This is a genomic window from Pantoea sp. Lij88, assembly GCF_030062155.1.
In the GTDB taxonomy this organism is placed as follows: Bacteria; Pseudomonadota; Gammaproteobacteria; order Enterobacterales; family Enterobacteriaceae; genus Pantoea.
This window is the reverse complement of the sequence record NZ_CP118269.1, coordinates 2,926,994-2,943,591: the sequence shown is the minus strand read 5'-3', so window position 1 is coordinate 2,943,591 and position 16,598 is coordinate 2,926,994. Positions and strand designations below refer to the sequence as shown.

At 56.5% G+C, this 16,598-nt stretch carries 16 protein-coding genes and 1 pseudogene; 11 read left to right on the top strand and 6 right to left on the bottom strand.

Annotation, left to right across the window (positions count from 1 at the left end):
- Nucleotides 1-2: 2 nt before the first annotated feature.
- A pseudogene (locus tag PU624_RS17615) lies at nt 3-728 on the bottom strand (GNAT family N-acetyltransferase); the annotation flags it as partial.
- Nucleotides 729-915: 187 nt separating this feature from the next.
- Between PU624_RS17615 and PU624_RS17610 the strand changes: the two are divergent.
- A complete protein-coding gene (locus PU624_RS17610) occupies nt 916-1,122 on the top strand; it encodes a hypothetical protein (RefSeq protein WP_039659145.1) in 207 nt (68 codons plus the stop codon).
- 53 nt (nt 1,123-1,175) lie between these two features.
- Here PU624_RS17610 and PU624_RS17605 read toward each other — a convergent pair whose 3' ends face one another.
- Entirely contained in the window at nt 1,176-2,369 is a 1,194-nt protein-coding gene (locus PU624_RS17605; protein WP_283546006.1) for a zinc-dependent alcohol dehydrogenase, read from the bottom strand.
- A 150-nt stretch (nt 2,370-2,519) separates the two neighbouring features.
- Nucleotides 2,520-3,110 carry a hypothetical protein gene (locus tag PU624_RS17600; RefSeq protein WP_283546005.1) on the bottom strand — a complete coding sequence of 197 codons (591 nt, stop codon included), beginning with the start codon at nt 3,108-3,110 and terminating at the stop codon, nt 2,520-2,522.
- 361 nt (nt 3,111-3,471) lie between these two features.
- Between PU624_RS17600 and PU624_RS17595 the strand changes: the two genes are divergently transcribed.
- The 4 genes from PU624_RS17595 to PU624_RS17580 all read left to right on the top strand — a co-directional run bounded on the left by PU624_RS17595 (nt 3,472) and on the right by PU624_RS17580 (nt 8,024).
- A complete protein-coding gene (locus PU624_RS17595; RefSeq protein WP_283546004.1) occupies nt 3,472-4,758 on the top strand; it encodes an HAAAP family serine/threonine permease in 1,287 nt (428 codons plus the stop codon).
- A gap of 229 nt (nt 4,759-4,987) precedes the next feature.
- Nucleotides 4,988-6,085 carry an ABC transporter substrate-binding protein gene (locus PU624_RS17590; RefSeq protein ID WP_283546003.1) on the top strand — a complete coding sequence of 366 codons (1,098 nt, stop codon included), beginning with the start codon at nt 4,988-4,990 and terminating at the stop codon, nt 6,083-6,085.
- Nucleotides 6,086-6,311: 226 nt separating this feature from the next.
- On the top strand, nt 6,312-6,776 hold the full coding sequence (locus PU624_RS17585; RefSeq protein ID WP_283546002.1) for an RcnB family protein: 465 nt from the start codon (nt 6,312-6,314) through the stop codon (nt 6,774-6,776).
- A 411-nt stretch (nt 6,777-7,187) separates the two neighbouring features.
- Nucleotides 7,188-8,024, top strand: coding sequence for a Cof-type HAD-IIB family hydrolase (locus PU624_RS17580; RefSeq protein WP_283548022.1), 837 nt, complete (start codon nt 7,188-7,190; stop codon nt 8,022-8,024).
- Between the two features lie 61 nt (nt 8,025-8,085).
- Here the strand turns inward: PU624_RS17580 and PU624_RS17575 are convergent, their stop codons facing one another.
- A complete protein-coding gene (locus tag PU624_RS17575; RefSeq protein ID WP_283546001.1) occupies nt 8,086-9,234 on the bottom strand; it encodes an iron-containing alcohol dehydrogenase in 1,149 nt (382 codons plus the stop codon).
- A 292-nt stretch (nt 9,235-9,526) separates the two neighbouring features.
- Here PU624_RS17575 and gntT point away from each other — a divergent pair, with 292 nt between their 5' ends.
- Nucleotides 9,527-10,843 carry a gluconate transporter gene (gene gntT, locus PU624_RS17570; RefSeq protein WP_090963068.1) on the top strand — a complete coding sequence of 439 codons (1,317 nt, stop codon included), beginning with the start codon at nt 9,527-9,529 and terminating at the stop codon, nt 10,841-10,843.
- Between the two features lie 112 nt (nt 10,844-10,955).
- Here gntT and PU624_RS17565 read toward each other — a convergent pair whose 3' ends face one another.
- On the bottom strand, nt 10,956-11,201 hold the full coding sequence (locus PU624_RS17565; protein WP_013357084.1) for a hypothetical protein: 246 nt from the start codon (nt 11,199-11,201) through the stop codon (nt 10,956-10,958).
- A gap of 256 nt (nt 11,202-11,457) precedes the next feature.
- On the opposite strand from PU624_RS17565, the gene PU624_RS22325 reads away from it, so the two are divergent.
- The 3 genes from PU624_RS22325 to PU624_RS17555 all read left to right on the top strand — a co-directional run bounded on the left by PU624_RS22325 (nt 11,458) and on the right by PU624_RS17555 (nt 13,368).
- Nucleotides 11,458-11,541, top strand: a complete 84-nt coding sequence (locus tag PU624_RS22325) for a small membrane protein YohP (RefSeq protein ID WP_019105993.1) — start codon at nt 11,458-11,460, stop codon at nt 11,539-11,541.
- A 957-nt stretch (nt 11,542-12,498) separates the two neighbouring features.
- Nucleotides 12,499-12,708, top strand: a complete 210-nt coding sequence (gene cspE, locus PU624_RS17560) for a transcription antiterminator/RNA stability regulator CspE (protein WP_006118399.1) — start codon at nt 12,499-12,501, stop codon at nt 12,706-12,708.
- Between the two features lie 228 nt (nt 12,709-12,936).
- Nucleotides 12,937-13,368 (top strand): GNAT family N-acetyltransferase, encoded by a 432-nt coding sequence (locus tag PU624_RS17555; protein ID WP_283546000.1) that lies wholly within the window; start codon nt 12,937-12,939, stop codon nt 13,366-13,368.
- On the opposite strand, the gene PU624_RS17550 is transcribed toward PU624_RS17555, so the two are convergent.
- Nucleotides 13,346-14,701 (bottom strand): aminotransferase-like domain-containing protein, encoded by a 1,356-nt coding sequence (locus PU624_RS17550; protein ID WP_283545999.1) that lies wholly within the window; start codon nt 14,699-14,701, stop codon nt 13,346-13,348. The genes PU624_RS17555 and PU624_RS17550 overlap by 23 nt on opposite strands.
- Before the next feature lie 119 nt (nt 14,702-14,820).
- On the opposite strand from PU624_RS17550, the gene PU624_RS17545 reads away from it, so the two are divergent.
- Nucleotides 14,821-15,789 carry an ABC transporter substrate-binding protein gene (locus tag PU624_RS17545; RefSeq protein ID WP_283545998.1) on the top strand — a complete coding sequence of 323 codons (969 nt, stop codon included), beginning with the start codon at nt 14,821-14,823 and terminating at the stop codon, nt 15,787-15,789.
- Nucleotides 15,789-16,577, top strand: a complete 789-nt coding sequence (locus tag PU624_RS17540) for a deaminated glutathione amidase (protein WP_283548021.1) — start codon at nt 15,789-15,791, stop codon at nt 16,575-16,577. Before PU624_RS17545 ends, PU624_RS17540 begins: the two co-directional genes overlap by 1 nt.
- The last annotated feature ends 21 nt before the right edge of the window (nt 16,578-16,598 follow it).

The following is a 16,598-nucleotide window of genomic DNA, read 5'->3' as shown; positions in this document are numbered from 1 at the left end:
TCCTGGCTTATCGCGTCTGCATCGCCCCGATTAACACCGGCGAAACAGGCGCTGAGCGGGCGCTTTTGCTGCCCGTCAGCGGTGAAATTCTCCGCGCTCAGCCAGGCACTCAGGGCGCGCTGAACCCCCGGCCATTCACGGTCAATGATTGACAGCCAGTCGGTATCGCGGTTGCGCTGTTTTCGCGTCATCACCTGACGAAAACGGCCCTCAAAACGGAATCCCAGCCGTTCTGCTGCGCGTCGTGACGCAACATTGGTGGAATCACAACGCCACGCTACCCGCCGATAGCCGAGTGAGAAAGCCTGTTGCAGCAGCAGAAAAATTGCCTCGCTGCCGATCACACTGCGCTGCATCAGCGGGGACCAGGTGACGTGGCCGATTTCAAGGGCGCCATGTTCGGGCTCAATGCTGGCGAAGCAGACCACACCACAGGGCTGCTGATTCGGCGTGCAGACCGTGAAGGGCACCAGGGCCGCATCCGCCACTTTATCCGCAATCCAGCGCTGCATCTGCGGCAGTGAAGCGGGCCGCTCCGCGCTCAGCCAGGTCCAGTCACGATCATCCGGTGCCAGCATAAAGGCCTGTAACAGCGCTTCCGCATGATCCACGCTCAGCGGCAGGAGAAGGCAGTGCTGGCCGGAGAGGGCGTCGCGGGGTGGTCTGGCCACCGGTTGCCAGTCGGGCAGGGCCTCACCGACCGGTTGATCAAACTGATTGATGTTCAATAGCATCCTCCTGAAGGAAAACGGACGATAAGCGGGGAAAGGTTCGATCTGTTCTGACGGATTTTTCTGAACCGCGATTAAACCCGTCGCAGCTTGTTCCCGCTCTCCACATAACTTTGCCTGTTACTGACAGAAAATGAAAACCCTTCGGGCAGCATAGCGACACCGTTACCAGAGAGGTGTGCGTATGAAGGTGAGGCTGGCCAGTGCATTACTGTTTTTGCTGTTATCGTTTGGCGCGTTTTCACAACAGGTGATAAGCGAAAGTCATCCCCATTCACGCAGTGCGCGATTGCTGGAGCAGGGGAGTCAGGTGGATACGGCGGATTCGCCGGATGAACATTTGCTGGAGAGGCGGGAGTGGCGAAGCAGTCTGGAACGTAAGCCGTTTTAAGATGACAATCCCGGCAGAGTGCTCTGCCGGGGACCCGTTCAGGGTTCAGGCGATCAGATCGTGGCCTGGGTCGCGGCCATGCCAGGCACCAGAATCACCTTGCGGCACTCCTCTTCGCGTTTGGCGAAAATATCGTAACCGCGTGCGGCATCTTCCAGCGGCAGATGGTGAGTCACAATCTCTTCCGGCGTCAGATGGCCCTGCTCAATCAGCTTCAGCAGGTCAGGCAGATAAGCATGCACGTGCGTCTGTCCCATCTTAAAGGTCAGCCCTTTATCGAAGGCATCACCAAACAGGAAGCCGTGAATAAATCCGGCGTAGACGCCCGGCACGCTGACGATACCGCCACGCCGTACTGCGGCAATACACTGACGCAACGCCTTACCGCTGCTGCCTTCCAGCTTAAGATTGGTGAGCACGGTTTCTGTCAGGCTGCCTTTCGCCTCGAACCCGACGGCATCGATCACCGCATCCACACCGCGATTGCCGGTGCTGTGCTCGATAATCCAGCCCGCCGGGTCATCGATTTCATCGAAGTTAATCGGGATAACGCCATAGCGCTCGCGGGCAAAGTTTAAGCGGTAATTGTTGTGGTCAATCATGTAGATCTGTTCGGCTCCCTGCTGTCGGGCACAGGCGGCACTGAGCAGGCCAACCGGTCCGGCACCAAAAATCGCCAGGCTGGAGCCGGGTTTCACCTCGGCGTTTTTAACGGCCTGCCACGCGGTGGGCAGGATGTCTGACAGGAACAACACTTTCTCATCCGACAGGACCGACGGCACTTTGAACGGGCCGGTGTTGGCCTTTGGCACCCGGACATATTCCGCCTGGCCGCCGGGCACACCGCCATAGAGTTTGCTGAAGCCAAACAGCGCCGCAGGTGGAGTGATGTTCTTGCGATTCAGGATGGCTCCCCGTCCGCTGTTAGTATTTTCACAGGCAGCATACTGGCTCATCAGGCAGAAAAAGCAGTCGCCACAGGCGATAACGAACGGGATCACCACCCGATCGCCTTTGGCGACGGCGGTTACCGCGCTGCCAGCCTCAACCACTTCGCCCATAAACTCATGACCAAAGATATCGCCGTGCCCGGTGCCAGGGATTTTGCCGCGATAGAGGTGCAGGTCTGAACCGCAGATGGCGGTGGCGGTCACGCGCAGAATAATGTCATCGGCGGCTTCCAGACCCGGATCGGGCACGTTGTCCACGCTGACTTTATGAGGGCCGTGATACGTTAATGCTTTCATCTGTTCATCTCCTGCTGACAAGGGGATGGCGGCCAGGCCAGAAGGCGTGACCACCCGCGGGAAAGACTCAGGGAACCTGAAATCGCAACCTGCCTGAAGTGTAGTAACCCTTTGAAGAGTAAGCAGAGCGGTGCAGCAGGATGGCCTGATTCAGCCAGGCTGACAGGGGGGATGCAACTGCGTTGTGGCGACCGTCACGGCGGGGGAATCGGGTTGCCAGCGTGGCAGATCGGCAAACGCACGACGATAAGCGGTATCGATTTGGGCCGGAACCTGATCGATGTAGTTATACGCATGTTCACGCGTTTCACCGGTGAGACCCTGCAGATAGTGGCGCGCGTCCTCCAGCGTCGGGATCTGGCCTTCGACACCCGCCATGCGGGCAGGCAGACCGGTCCAGATTACCCCTTCAATGCCCTTTGCCTGCGCCCACTCCGCCAGCGGTCCCACCGACGTTTCTGTTACCGTCATCATCCCGATGCCATCGACCCGGCTGTCCGGAATCGCTTCACGGAGGCGCAGTGCGCGACAGGCACTCTCCAGTGACGCCGTGTTCAGCCAGGCCCAGAACACCGGCACCGGGCGGGCGTTCAGGCAGATCGCGGTCGACAGCTCGCCGCCGTCAGCGATGCGCACAAACTCAATCGGTACCGCCGGACCATCATGATGCCACTGACTGGCGACCGGCAGCGCACCGCTTTTCCAGATCAACGATCCCCATCCCAGGCAGGCAATTTTCATTCTCTTCTCCTTTGCGGCTGCGCGATCGCGACAGCGTCCGTTAAAGCGTAGCCCGTTACGCTGAATCGTTACAGGGATCACCTTTTCAGGGGCAGCAAAGGCGCCACAAAGATGGCATGATCGTCGCGCAGTCACGCTGCACAACCTGACGGTTTTTTAGCCAATCTATGCGTGTTTATCTGCACGGCTTGAACTTTTATCGTCAGGTAGTGTAAAAAGTGGCGCACGCAATCGATTACCTACGCACGGGCGGGTCAGCATCACGCTTCACTGATCCGGTTGCAGCTGAGGCGGAGAGCGGGGCAGACCTTTACCTGCCTGACCGTTCAGGTTAATGGCGGCTTTTAACACGGAAAATCTGATGAAAACCACGCAAACTGGCACGCTGGGCGCGCTTGAGAGTGACGTCGATACGGGATGGCGTAAAACCGACACCATGTGGATGCTGGGTTTATACGGCACGGCGATTGGCGCCGGTGTGCTGTTCCTGCCCATTAATGCGGGCGTCGGCGGGCTGATCCCCTTGATCATCATGGCGGTGCTGGCCTTTCCGCTGACCTTCTTTGCGCACCGCGCGCTGACCCGATTTGTGCTTTCCGGTAAAAATCCGGCCGGTGATATCACCGAGGTGGTCGAGGAGCATTTTGGCGTCGGCGCGGGCAAGCTGATTACGCTGCTCTATTTCTTCGCTATCTACCCGATTCTGCTGATGTACAGCGTGGCGATTACCAATACGGTTGAGAGCCTGATGGTGCATCAGCTCGGCCTGGTGCCGCCGCCGCGTGTGCTGCTGTCGCTGCTGCTGATTGTCGGCCTGATGACCATTGTGCGCTTCGGCGAGAAGATGATTGTCAAAGCGATGAGCGTGCTGGTTTATCCGTTTGTGGCGGTACTGATGCTGATGGCCTGCTACCTGATCCCGCACTGGCACGGCGCGGTACTTTCGACGCTGAACGTCCAGCCTGCGGGCAGCAGCCTGTGGATGACGCTGTGGCTGGCGATTCCGGTGATGGTCTTCTCGTTTAACCATTCGCCGATCATCTCCTCCTTTGCGCTGGCGAAGCGCGAAGAGTATGGCGATGCGGCAGAGAAAAAGTGTTCGCGCATTCTGGCCTGTTCGCACCTGATGATGGTGGTGACGGTGATGTTCTTTGTGTTCAGCTGCGTGCTGAGCCTGTCGCCTGAGGATTTGCTTGCCGCCAAGGCGCAGAACATCACGATTCTTTCCTATCTGGCTAATCATTTTCAGGTGCCGATGATTGCCTGGATGGGGCCGCTGATAGCGATTGTGGCGATCACTAAATCGTTCCTCGGTCACTATCTGGGGGCGCGTGAAGGGTTTAACGGTATGGTCAACAAGGCGCTGCGCAGTCGTGGTAAAACCATCGCGCCCGCCAGACTGAATCGCCTGACCGCACTCTTTATGCTGCTGACCACCTGGCTGGTGGCGACGCTGGACCCGAACATTCTCGGCATGATTGAGACGCTGGGCGGCCCGATTATTGCCATGATCCTGTTCCTGATGCCGATGTATGCCATCCAGAAGGTGCCTGCGATGCGGAAATACAGTGGTCACATCAGCAATCTGTTTGTGGTGCTGATCGGACTGATTGCTATCTCCGCAATTTTCTATTCGCTGGTGAAGTAACCCTGAGCCAGCAGGCGCATCTCTCCTGTCGGGATGCGCCTGCCCGTCTTCCCGCCATTCATCCTGTGACCCTCCCATCTGCGTAACAGCGCCCCGTCATTTCACTCTGCCGTTGCCTCGTGAACCCGCTCTCTCAGTAGCATCTGGTCAGCAATATTTACATTTGTTACTGATTCGCATGGTAAAGTAAACGCGAATAATTATTATTCCTTTAAAGGACAGGAGAAAAATGAAAATCGGGATAGCGGCTGCCACCACGCTTTTACTCTCAACCGCCTGTGCGGCTACTACCTATCCGGTCACCGTGACCGATATGGATGGTCAGAAAATTACGCTGCAGAAAGAGCCGCAGCATGTCATTTTGCAGGATGGGCGCGATGTGATGGCGCTGGCATTACTGGACCGTCAGAATCCGTTTCAGCGCGTCGTCGCCTGGAACAACCTGCCGAAAAAACAGGATACTCAGACCTGGGACCTGCTGAAGCAGCGCTGGCCGCAGGCGGCATCGATTGTGGACATGGGCTTTAACGATCAGGGGCAGGTCAATCTGGAGAGCGTGCTGGCGAAGCAGCCCGATATGATGATTGCGCAGCTGCGCGCCAAACCGGCCCTGACGCAGTCGGGCGTGCTGGCGACCCTGAAAAACCTGCACATCCCGGTGCTGTTCCTGGATGATGAACTCCATCCGAAAGAGAACACCCTGAAGAGCGTGAAAGTGCTGGGCACCGTGCTAAACCGCGAAGCCGAAGCAAAAGCCTACGCCGATTTTTACCAGCAGCGCTGGGAGATGCTTCAGCAGAAAATTGCGCAGGTGCAGCACAAGCCGACGGTGTTTATTGAGCCGATTGCCGGTAACAGCGACAACTGCTGCTTTACCCACGGTCACAACGGCTGGGGCGCGCTGGTAGAAGCAGTTGGTGGAAAAAATATCGGCTCCGCGTTGCTGCCCGGCAGTTCCGGCTTTGTGTCGCTGGAAAAGATTATCGCTATGAAGCCAGACGTCTACATCATGACGGGCTCAAAGCGCCCGAACAGCAACGTGCTGCCGTTTGGTTACGGTGCCAGCCAGACCGATGTGACCGCCACCTTTAACCGCCTGCAGAGCCGCACCGGTCTGGAGCAGATCGAGCCGGTGAAACAGAAACGGGTGTATGGCGTTTACCACCATTTCTATAATCATCCTTACAACATCATCGGCATGGAAATTCTGGCAAAAGATCTCTATCCGGAAGCGTTCCGCGATCTGGATCCGACGGCCGATTATCATCACATCGTGACGCACTTTACCGGACTGCCGGACGCGCCGGTGATCCTGAGCACGCCTTAATCAGGCTTAACCGGTCAGCCTGATGCGTGATGCATGGGCTGGCCGTTTAATCTGGATTTCGTCAGGAAAGGTGTCCGGGCATGACCCGTGTTAAGAAAGCGCTAAGCAAGCGTAATAGTGTGTAAGTTACCGGATTTTAAGACTTTTACAGATGTCTCCCGCCTCAATTATTGCCATGATGCCGATCAACGGTGCCTGAACAGCCGTTATTTTCGGAGGCAGTATCATGAAAAAAACAACACTGACACTTATCACTTCACTTCTGACATGCAGCACGCTCTTTTCTCAGGCCTCACGGGCAGACGATCATGATGACGCGCAGCGACTGCCTGTGCCGCATCAGAATGAGGATCATCGTCCTGACAATCGCGGTCCTGACCAGAATCGTGGCCGCGACAACAGCGGCCATGACAGGGGCAATCATCGCCCTGATCAGGATAACAACCGTCATGGCAGAGACGCCCGCAACGATCGTGACCATTTCGCCTGGCAGGGCCACGATTTCCGTCGCGGCCATCCTGTCCCGCCGGAGTATCGCGGCGACCATTACCGGGTAGCCGACTGGCATGAACGCGGTCTGCGTGAACCGCCGCATGGTTATCACTGGGCAAACATCGACGGCAACTATGTGCTGATTGCTGCCGCAACCGGTGTGATTACTGCCCTGGTGCTGAACAGCGCCCTGAACTGATCCCCAGGGATGGCTGTTGCCATCCCAGACTGCTGACAAACCCAATCAGGGTTGCTCTGACAGCAAAGTAATAGCTAAAAGCGCAGGGAACCCGGTCTGAAGAGGAAAGCGTCCCGCGCCATGGACAAAAACGCCGGGAGCGTTTTTGAACAACGCATAGCGTTGGCCCGGCAACGGGCGCACCTCAGGGATGAGGTGCGTAATCGCGCGGGCCGAGCGTGTCATGGATGACAGCTTTTGCGTCTTTCCGATCTGACCGTGTTCCCTAAGCAGGCTCGGTCTTACCGCTACCGGGCCGGAGTTTGTCAAAAATCTCGGGGATGGCTACGGCCATCCCTCTTTCTTTCCGTTTTGCTGCGTCAGCGGCTATCCTGAGACTCCACTCTGAAATTTCCTGTGTAAGGAGTCATGATGACGACGGTTAAGATGGTTGCGGTAGATATGGATGGCACGTTTCTGGACGATAACAAGCAGTACAATCGATCCCGCTTTCTCGCCTGCTATCAGCAACTCACCGCCCGTGACATCAAATTTGTGGTGGCCAGCGGCAATCAGTATTACCAGCTCAAATCCTTCTTCCCGGAGATCGCCAGCGATATCGCCTTTGTGGCGGAAAATGGCGCATGGATTATCGATCGCGATGAGGAGCTGTTTTGTGGTGCCTTTGAACGCCGGGATGTAGAGGCGGTGATCGACACCCTGCAAAACGGTGATTATCCCGGCCTGCGCTACCTGCTGTGTGGACGTGAAAGCGCCTGGTACTTCGAGGGCATGGAAGAGACCTGGCTGAAGAAGATGCGCCATTACTGTCACCGGCTGAAGCCGATTCATCATCTGAATGACGTGCAGGATGACCGGCTGTTTAAGTTCGCGCTGAATCTCTCTGACGACTACATCGAGCCACTGATGGCAGATATTGAGCGACTGCATCAGGGCCGCGTGGCAGCGACCTCCAGCGGTCACGGCTCGGTTGATTTGATCGTGCCGGGAAATCATAAAGCGCACGGTCTGGATCTGCTGGCACAACGCTGGGGGATTACGCACGACCAGGTGCTGGCCTTCGGCGATGGCGGTAACGATCTGGAGATGCTCAGGCAGTCCGGCTTCAGTTTTGCCATGGGCAATGCGCCACAGCGGGTGAAACAGGCGGCGCGCTATGAAGCGCCCTCTAACAATGAGCAGGGCGTGCTGCAGGTGATTGAACAGATGCTGGCAGGCGAGGGGCCTTTTAGCGGCACGCAGGCTTAGCTGACAGGCTTTATATGACCTGCCAGGGCTGGCAGGTCAGTGAAGGAGGCCAGCGTTTTGATCACGCTGTAATGTGCCAGGCCTGCGTAATCATCATCTGCATCTGTTCGCGGCTGTAATTCACCAGCGAGTTTTTGCTGTTAGCACGCGCCAGAATCCACTCGGCCTCGGTGTGGCTCAGCGTAGGACCCTCCTGCCAGAACGGGGTGATCGCCTGCTGCTGCAGCCACTGTTTCAGAAACTGTGCCGGTGAGTCCGTGGTTTCGCTGAAGAGCTGCGGGTGCAGGTCTGCCATCAGCTTACGCTGTAACGGATGATCGCTGTCGGACAACAGATCCAGGAACGGAAACAGCAGACGCCCACACACTTCGCCATGATGGAACGGCTTAATCGCGCCCAGTTCCCCGGCAATACCGTGTATCACGCCCAGACCCGCGCTGCTCAGACTGACACCGCCCAGCCATGAGGCCATCATCATCGCCTCACGTGCCGCATCACCCGCCGCATCCTCGCGATTCAGTGCAGGCCAGGCCTGAACAAACTGACGCAGGCCGGTCAGCGCCATCTGGCGGGTGAAGAGGTTGCCTTTGCTGGAGAGATAGGCCTCAAACAGGTGGGTAAAGGCATCGATACCGCAGGTCGCCAGCACGTGATCGGGTGCGCCTTTCAGCAGATCCGGGTCAAGGATTGCCACCTCCGGCACAAAGACCGGATGGCGCAGCGAGGCTTTGATCTGGATATCCTGCTGGTCTGTTACCACTGCATTCTGCGTCACTTCACTGCCGGTCCCGGCTGTGGTCGGGACCGCAATCAGCGGCAGCGTGACGGGCTGAACGGCGGTATCACCCACTTTTTCCAGATAGCGGGCGGTAGGCAGCGGATGCTGAATCATCGCGCTGAACGCTTTCGCCGCATCCAGCACGCTTCCTCCACCAATCGCCACCACCCGATCGACATGACCGCGCCAGCGCGCCACCCAGCCATCGATCTCGGCGGGTGAGGCTTCATGACTGACAATTTCATAGCCGATGATGTGATCGTTGAGTCCGGCTTTCAACCGGGCATAGGCCGGGCCCTGCAGGAAAGATTGCCCGCAAAACAGCAGGGTAGGCTGTGACCGTGCGGCCAGCAGCGGCACCAGCTTATCCAGGCTGCCCCGGCCAAAGAGGGTTCGTTGATTACTGTACAGCTCACTCAGGTTCTCACTCACCAGCGCATCCTTTTTACATTTCGCTAAAATCTGAGTGTAACGAAAAGCGCGGCGTCGGCACTGGCAAACTTTCTGATAACGCATTGGCAAAAAGTTGATCACCTTCGCAAAACAGAAATTCACCGTCGGCGGGGTGGTGCTTTCCTGCGGATGTTACCCTTAACATGTTATCGGTAACAGCGTTTGTCGGGATGTGTAAACATCTTACAGAGGCTCTGTTTTGTCGCCCTCCGGGGATCATGATAATAAATCGACACTGAATTCGGTTCAGTGCACAAGGTGGAGAAAAGCTATGCCATTACTCTATGTGGCGATCGGCGTCGCGCTACTGCTGCTGCTGATGATTCGCTTTAAGCTCAATGGATTTATCGCGCTGATCCTGGTGGCGCTGGCCGTCGGCGTGATGCAGGGCATGCCGGTGAATAAAGTCATTACCTCAATCAAAGCGGGCGTGGGTGGCACACTGGGCAGCCTGGCGCTGATCATGGGCTTTGGTGCCATGCTCGGTAAGTTGCTGGCCGACTGTGGCGGCGCGCAGCGTATCGCCACGACGTTGATTGAAAAATTCGGTACGAAGCACATTCAGTGGGCGCTGGTGCTGACCGGTTTCATTGTCGGATTTGCGCTATTTTATGAAGTCGGCTTTGTGCTGATGCTGCCGCTGGTGTTCAGCGTGGCGGCGTCGGCGCGTGTGCCGCTGCTCTATGTCGGCGTACCGATGGCGGCAGCGCTGTCCGTGACGCACGGTTTTCTTCCGCCGCATCCTGGCCCGACCGCCATCGCGACGCTGTTTAACGCGGATATGGGGAAAACACTGCTGTTTGGTACGCTGCTGGGTATTCCAACGGTGATTCTGGCGGGTCCGGTCTACGCCCGTTTCCTGAAAAACATCGATAAACCGATTCCGCAGGGGCTCTATAACCCGAAAACCTTTACCGAAGCGGAAATGCCCGGCTTTGGCGTCAGCGTCTGGACGGCACTGGTGCCGGTGGTGCTGATGGCGTTGCGTGCCGTGGCGGAGATGCTGCTGCCAAAAGGTCACGTGCTGCTGCCGTATGCGGAGTTCTTTGGCGACCCGGTGATGGCGACGCTGATTGCCGTGCTGATTGCGATCTTCACCTTTGGACTCAATCGCGGCCGTACGATGGAGCAGGTGATGGATACCCTGACCGATTCGATCAAAATCATCGCCATGATGCTGTTGATCATCGGCGGTGGCGGGGCCTTCAAACAGGTGCTGGTGGACAGCGGCGTGGATAAATATATCGCCAGCATGATGCACTCGACTCAGCTGTCACCCATCTTTATGGCCTGGTCGATTGCCGCGGTGCTGCGTATTGCACTGGGATCTGCCACGGTCGCGGCGATTACCGCCGGGGGCATTGTGGCACCGCTGATTGTGACCAGTGGCGCCAGCCCGGAACTGATGGTGATCGCCGTAGGGTCCGGCAGCGTGATTTTCTCGCACGTTAACGATCCGGGCTTCTGGCTGTTCAAAGAGTATTTCAACCTGACCATTGGCGAAACCATTCGCTCCTGGTCGGCGCTGGAGACCATTATTTCGGTCTGTGGCCTGGTGGGGTGTCTGCTGCTCTCCTGGGTGATTTAACTTCTGGCCGCTGGCAACCCTGCCAGCGGCTTTTTGCTCTTACCTCGTGCACGATGTCTGAAATAAAAAGGGCCGCAAAATGCGGCCCAATCTGTCACATCAATCTGACGCCTTAGTGAGGCGGTTCAAAACCGGCTTTCACCATCTGTTCCCGCAGCGCGCGTGCAATTTCACGGTTGCCACCGGTGACCGGGTAGATCACGTTATTCACCACATCATCAAGATAGTGCTCGTCAAACTCCTGCATAGAGAGCTGCGTGCCGCCTTCATCGTTGATGGCGAAAGAACCTTTGATGTGATTACCGCTGTTTTTGGCCTTAAGGCTGTAGCGGCCCATGCTGGTATTAATCGTGCTCATAAGATCTCCTCGCGACTCATTTCAGTCTCATCACTACTGAGGCCTGCCTTGCCGCCTAAATTTTAGCCAGGAGTGGGGGGGTTAACGAAGAAAGAGGGGCGGTAAAAAGTGGTGTTGCGATCGCTCTCTCAGAATATAAATAAAGGGCAGAATTGGTGAACTTTTGACCAGTTGAAGCCTAAGTGAAGCGGCATGACCAATATTCCTGTCTATACTGCTTACAGGAAGCGTGTCTAATCAGTGAGGGGAAAAGGAAATGAAAATTATTCTGTGGATTATCGCGATTATCTTTATCGTCGGCCTGCTGACCCTGACAGGGGTGTTTAAACTGATTTTCTGATTTCTGTTAAAGCTTCAGCGACTGCGGGCACCTAATCAGGTGCCCGCACTGTTTTCTGGCTGGCCAGAAGACAGTGTGTAATCGGATCCATCGGCGTCCTGGGCAGCAGATCCTGTGAATCCAGGCACTTTTTACAGTTTGCGCAGCGGGCACCATGAACGTTGCGCTGGCCCTCACGGTAATCGGTAAAAAAGAACCGGGCGCTTCCACACTGACTGCAGCGTATCTTCATCACCATCCTGTGTCTCACCCTCCTTTTATCCTGCATTAACGGATGCCACTCCCTGACTGCTTAAGCGGACGTTATCTATTTCCCGCGAATATTATTCCGGACTGCGATGAGAAAAGTAGTTTCTTATGAGGTTGATTGTTTGTTGCCAAATGCGAATTCAGTTACTAAAAAGCACTTCATTGATCTTGCTCAAGGTTTCTCTCTTGTTGGCTAAAATATCTGCGAATAGCCTGTCCTGACTGGTGTGGATGGCACGACAGGCTCATTTTTGCCAGGACGTGAGGCGGATTTGTGTTAAGAAATTTAAGATTTTCTGTTTATTTATTCACCAGCTGGCTCGCGGAGCCTCGTTGAAGCAGAAAATTCAGATTCAGGAGAGGGGATTTACGCTCGGCAGAACGACAAAAAGAGTCTCTTTTGAGACACTGACTGCCAGTAAGAACAGGAATACGTCTTAGTAAGATTTTTCTTTTTAACGTCAATGACGTTACTGTTTAATAGTGAAAAGGTGCGCCTTTCCAGCAGGTTAGCCGCAGGAGGACGTTACCGGCCTGATACCTGGCGAGGGGTGTTTCGCAAGTCGAAAAGCAGGAAAGTGTGATGGATGCACGGAAAGTCGATATTTATCACTTTTTCATCAAATCATGCTGGACAAATCCCTCAGCAATTGCTGTACTAGACCCCGACACAGTTTAGTGTCCATTTTTCATGTAAAGGTAATATAGATGTCTAAGATCAAAGGTAACGTTAAGTGGTTTAATGAATCTAAAGGATTCGGTTTCATTACTCCTGAAGATGGCAGCAAAGATGTATTCGTACATTTCTCTGCAATCCAGAGCAACGGCTTCAAAACTCTGGCTGAAGGTCAGCGCGTAGAGTTTGAAATCACCGACGGTGCTAAAGGCCCATCTGCTGCTAACGTTATCAGTCTGTAAGTTAACAGTCAGAATTCTAAAAACCCGCCTTATGGCGGGTTTTTTTATGCCTGTAATCTGCGCTTCATCCCTTTCATCGTAACCTCCTTTATCGTTCCTGTGGCCGCACAAACTGCGCGGCGGTTCACAATAAATCCCCGTAACATATTTATAACAACCCGATATGCAGCTTTTTAGCCTGCGACGCTATATAACTGTGCGACAGAACCCGGTGAGTGAGGAGAGAGGATGAACATACGTCAGGCAGAGTTGAGAGACAGTTTTGCGTTGAGTGCCTTGCTGAGCGAGTTAGGCTATGGCGGCACCGAAAGCTTTATTGAGCAGCGTCTGGCGCAGTTGTGCAGCGATTCCAGTGAAGCGCTGCTGGTGGCGGAACATGGCAGTCAGGTACTGGGTTTCCTTTCCCTGCATTTTATTCCTCAGCTGGCCCTGGCCGGTGACTTCGCCCGCATCAGCTATTTCTGCATTGCAGAAGGTGAGCGCAGTAAGGGCGTCGGCCAGCAGCTGCTTCAGTATGCCGAAATGCTGGCCACCCGGCGTGGCTGCGATCGCATGGAAGTGCATTGTCATCAGTCACGTATCAAGGCGAATCAGTTCTATGCCCGCGAAGGCTATGCTGAGTCACCCCGTTATCTCATCAAAGATCTGCAAGCGGGTTAACTTCCCGTCCTGAGGCGATAACCAGCGCCTCAGCAATCATCTCCCGCTGTTCATCTCTGAGGCTGGCGATGCTGACGCGAATAAACTGTGTAGGGCCAAGCCGACAGCGCTCGCCTGGCACAACCGCAATGCCGCGGGCCGCCAGCGTAATCATGGCAAACTGCTCGGACGCTACCGGGATATAGAGACTTAACCCGTCGCGCAGCGGCAGCGTCAGGCCGCGCTGCGCCAGCGCCGCCAGCATCGCTTCGCGTCGTTGCCGGTAGATGGCGCGCGCGGTGGCAAGCTGCTGTTGCGTCGCCTCATCCTCCAGCAGCCATGCGACTGCGTCCTGCAGAATGCGGCTGGTCCAGCTGACGCCAAAATTTCGCCATGACTGAATGCGTCTGACCATTTCAGACGTCGCAGAGAGCACCGCCAGGCGCAGATCCGGCCCGTAGGCTTTGGAGAATGAACGGATGTGCAGCGTGCGCTCAGGAAAACAGACGCCCAGGCTCCAGCTCGCCTCTGCGGAGAGATCGCCAATCCCATCATCCTCAACAATCAGTGTGCTGCTCTGATGCAGAACCTGCGCCAGCGCCTGACGTCGCGCCGGGCTGATGCTGTTTCCGGTGGCCGAGTGGGTGCGGGGCTGATAGATCAGCATGACCGGTGCCTGCTCCAGCAGAACAGACAAAACCTCCGGCAGCGGACCCTGTTCATCACACGCCAGCGGCAGGATCTCTGCGCCGACGTTATCCAGCATATCGAGCAGCCGCGTCGCAGTCGGGTCTTCAATAATGACCCGATCGCCCGGCGAGACCAGGGTCTGCACCAGCAGGTTCATCGCATCAAAACCGCCATCCGTTGCCAGAAACGCTTCTGCCGCGTAGGGCCAGCGCGGCTTAATCGCCTGAAGCAGCGGCGCTGAAATCGCTTCACGGGTGTAGCTGTTGAGCTGGGGGGAGTGCAGGGCCGCCTGCAGCGCGTGCTGCAGATCAGGCAGCAGGGCGGGGTCGGGCGAGGCCAGAGTCAGGTCAGCCCGGATGTTATCGCCGTAGTTACCGATCTTCTCAAAGCGAATCGGACGCGGCATGACCGTGTTGCCACTTACCCAGACACCACTGCGACCCTTGCCCGCCAGTACTTTCTGCTTTCTGAGTTGCGCCCAGGCAGCAGAAACGGTTGCCGGACTGACGCCCAGCTGCTCCGCAATCTCCCGCACGGCAGGCATCTGCATACCCGTCGCAATCTGTCCGTCACGAATCAGTGCCGAGGCGGCCTGGGCGATGCCTTTCACGGAAGGCGATGTTATCTGGCTGCAAAACCAGTTGAGGTCAACGCTCTCTGTCATAAGAAAATACTTTGTTCAGTAACAAAATAGTCATTGTTCAGATAAGTATTCCGGATCTAGTATCAAATTCAAGCACTATTTTATGACCGTCCCGGCGGCGCAGCGTAAACGGAGAGATCATGGCAAGGCTACTCATCAGACTGGCGGTACGCGACTGGGACTACTTCACCCCGCTAGCGCTGGGCGATATCAGACCGGAAGGCTTTGAGTTACAGATCGACCGCGTGGGTACGCTGGTAAATGATCTGGCGACCAGCCCCGATTATGACGCGGGAGAAGTTTCCTTCAGCCGTTACGCCCAGAGCCGGGCCAGAGGCGACGAAAGCCTGCTCGGCCTGCCGCACTTCCTGATGCGCGGCTTCCGCCAGCGCTGCATCATCACCACCGCCAGCAGCCCCATCACCACGCCAGCAGAGCTGAAAGGCAAACGAATCGGCGTCACCGGCTGGCAGGATTCGGGCAATACCTGGACACGCACGGTGCTGCGTGAAGCGGGCGTCGGAATTGATGATGTCTTCTGGTATGCCGGCCGTCTTACGGCCGATCATCCGATAGTCGATCGGCTGGCGGGTTTTGGCCGGCCGGGCCGCATTGAACCGGCGCCTGACGAACGTCCGCTGATTGAGATGCTGCAGGCGGGTGAACTGGATGCCATCTTCACGCCGTTTATGCCGGAGGGTTTTTTCCTGCCTGACTCGGGTTTGCGGCAGCTGCAGACCGATTTTTATCAGGCTGAGCGGGACTACTTCAACCGGGTCGGCTACGTGCCGGGCATTCACATTCTGGCGCTTAAACCGGCGCTGGCGGCGGCGCATCCCTGGCTGCCTGCGGCGTTAAGTGAGGTCATCGATCGCTCTTACCAGGTCTGGATGCAGAAGAGAGAGAAATATGCCGACACCACGCCGTGGCTGCTGGACGATTTGCGACGCACTGCGCAGGAATTACCGGCGGACTGGAATCAGAATGGTTTTAGCGCTAACAGGAAGATGATTGCGGACTTTGGCCGCGAACTCTATCAGCAGGGGCTGACCCACCAATTACTGACGCCGGAAGCAATGTTTCCGGCCGCTGCGGGAGAAGAGAAATGATGAAAGTGGCACTGGGACAATTTGCGGTCAGCCGCGAATGGCAGGATAACGCCCGTATCTGTCTGGACTTAATGCAGCGGGCATCCGAAGGGGGAGCCGATCTGCTGGTGCTGCCAGAAGGCGTGCTGGCGCGTGATATTGCCGATCCCGATTTGGTGCTGAAAGCGGCGCAGCCGCTGGATGGCCCTTTCCTGAGCCAGTTGCTGGCCGCCAGCAAGCACACGGCGCTGACCACCATGATGAGCGTTCATGTTCCCACCGACCAGCAGAAAGCGCTCAACGTGCTGGTCGCTCTCCGCAACGGTGAAATCATCGCCGCCTATGAAAAGCTGCATCTCTACGATGCCTTTGCGATGCAGGAGTCGCAGCGGGTCAATCCGGGCCATGTCATTCCGCCGCTGATTGAGGTCGCGGGTATGAAGGTCGGATTAATGACCTGCTATGACGTGCGCTTCCCGGAGCTGGCGCGTCGTCTGGTGCTGGATGGTGCAGACGTCCTGGTGCTGCCCGCTGCCTGGGTTAAAGGTCCGCTGAAAGAGATGCACTGGGAACTGCTGACCCGCGCCCGTGCGCTGGAGAATACCTGCTATATGGTGGCGGTGGGCGAGTGTGGCCCACGCAATATCGGCAACAGTCTGGTGGTCGATCCGCTGGGCGTCGCGGTGGCGAATGCGGCGGAGTCGCCAGCACTGCTGTTTGCCGACCTCGATCCGGAGCGCGTCGCCTATGCCCGCCAGGTATTGCCGGTACTGGAGAACCGACGCTTCGCCCGTCCCGAACTCAACTGATCCGCTGAACCAGGAATCCAT

What these genes read in the sequence shown, in the direction of transcription:
- PU624_RS17610 (WP_039659145.1), top strand. Translation starts at nt 916, where the DNA reads ATGAAGGTGAGGCTGGCCAGTGCATTACTGTTTTTGCTGTTATCGTTT.
- PU624_RS17605 (WP_283546006.1), bottom strand. Translation starts at nt 2,369, where the DNA reads ATGAAAGCATTAACGTATCACGGCCCTCATAAAGTCAGCGTGGACAAC.
- PU624_RS17600 (WP_283546005.1), bottom strand. Translation starts at nt 3,110, where the DNA reads ATGAAAATTGCCTGCCTGGGATGGGGATCGTTGATCTGGAAAAGCGGT.
- PU624_RS17595 (WP_283546004.1), top strand. Translation starts at nt 3,472, where the DNA reads ATGAAAACCACGCAAACTGGCACGCTGGGCGCGCTTGAGAGTGACGTC.
- PU624_RS17590 (WP_283546003.1), top strand. Translation starts at nt 4,988, where the DNA reads ATGAAAATCGGGATAGCGGCTGCCACCACGCTTTTACTCTCAACCGCC.
- PU624_RS17585 (WP_283546002.1), top strand. Translation starts at nt 6,312, where the DNA reads ATGAAAAAAACAACACTGACACTTATCACTTCACTTCTGACATGCAGC.
- PU624_RS17580 (WP_283548022.1), top strand. Translation starts at nt 7,188, where the DNA reads ATGACGACGGTTAAGATGGTTGCGGTAGATATGGATGGCACGTTTCTG.
- gntT (WP_090963068.1), top strand. Translation starts at nt 9,527, where the DNA reads ATGCCATTACTCTATGTGGCGATCGGCGTCGCGCTACTGCTGCTGCTG.
- PU624_RS17565 (WP_013357084.1), bottom strand. Translation starts at nt 11,201, where the DNA reads ATGAGCACGATTAATACCAGCATGGGCCGCTACAGCCTTAAGGCCAAA.
- PU624_RS22325 (WP_019105993.1), top strand. Translation starts at nt 11,458, where the DNA reads ATGAAAATTATTCTGTGGATTATCGCGATTATCTTTATCGTCGGCCTG.
- cspE (WP_006118399.1), top strand. Translation starts at nt 12,499, where the DNA reads ATGTCTAAGATCAAAGGTAACGTTAAGTGGTTTAATGAATCTAAAGGA.
- PU624_RS17555 (WP_283546000.1), top strand. Translation starts at nt 12,937, where the DNA reads ATGAACATACGTCAGGCAGAGTTGAGAGACAGTTTTGCGTTGAGTGCC.
- PU624_RS17550 (WP_283545999.1), bottom strand. Translation starts at nt 14,701, where the DNA reads ATGACAGAGAGCGTTGACCTCAACTGGTTTTGCAGCCAGATAACATCG.
- PU624_RS17545 (WP_283545998.1), top strand. Translation starts at nt 14,821, where the DNA reads ATGGCAAGGCTACTCATCAGACTGGCGGTACGCGACTGGGACTACTTC.
- PU624_RS17540 (WP_283548021.1), top strand. Translation starts at nt 15,789, where the DNA reads ATGAAAGTGGCACTGGGACAATTTGCGGTCAGCCGCGAATGGCAGGAT.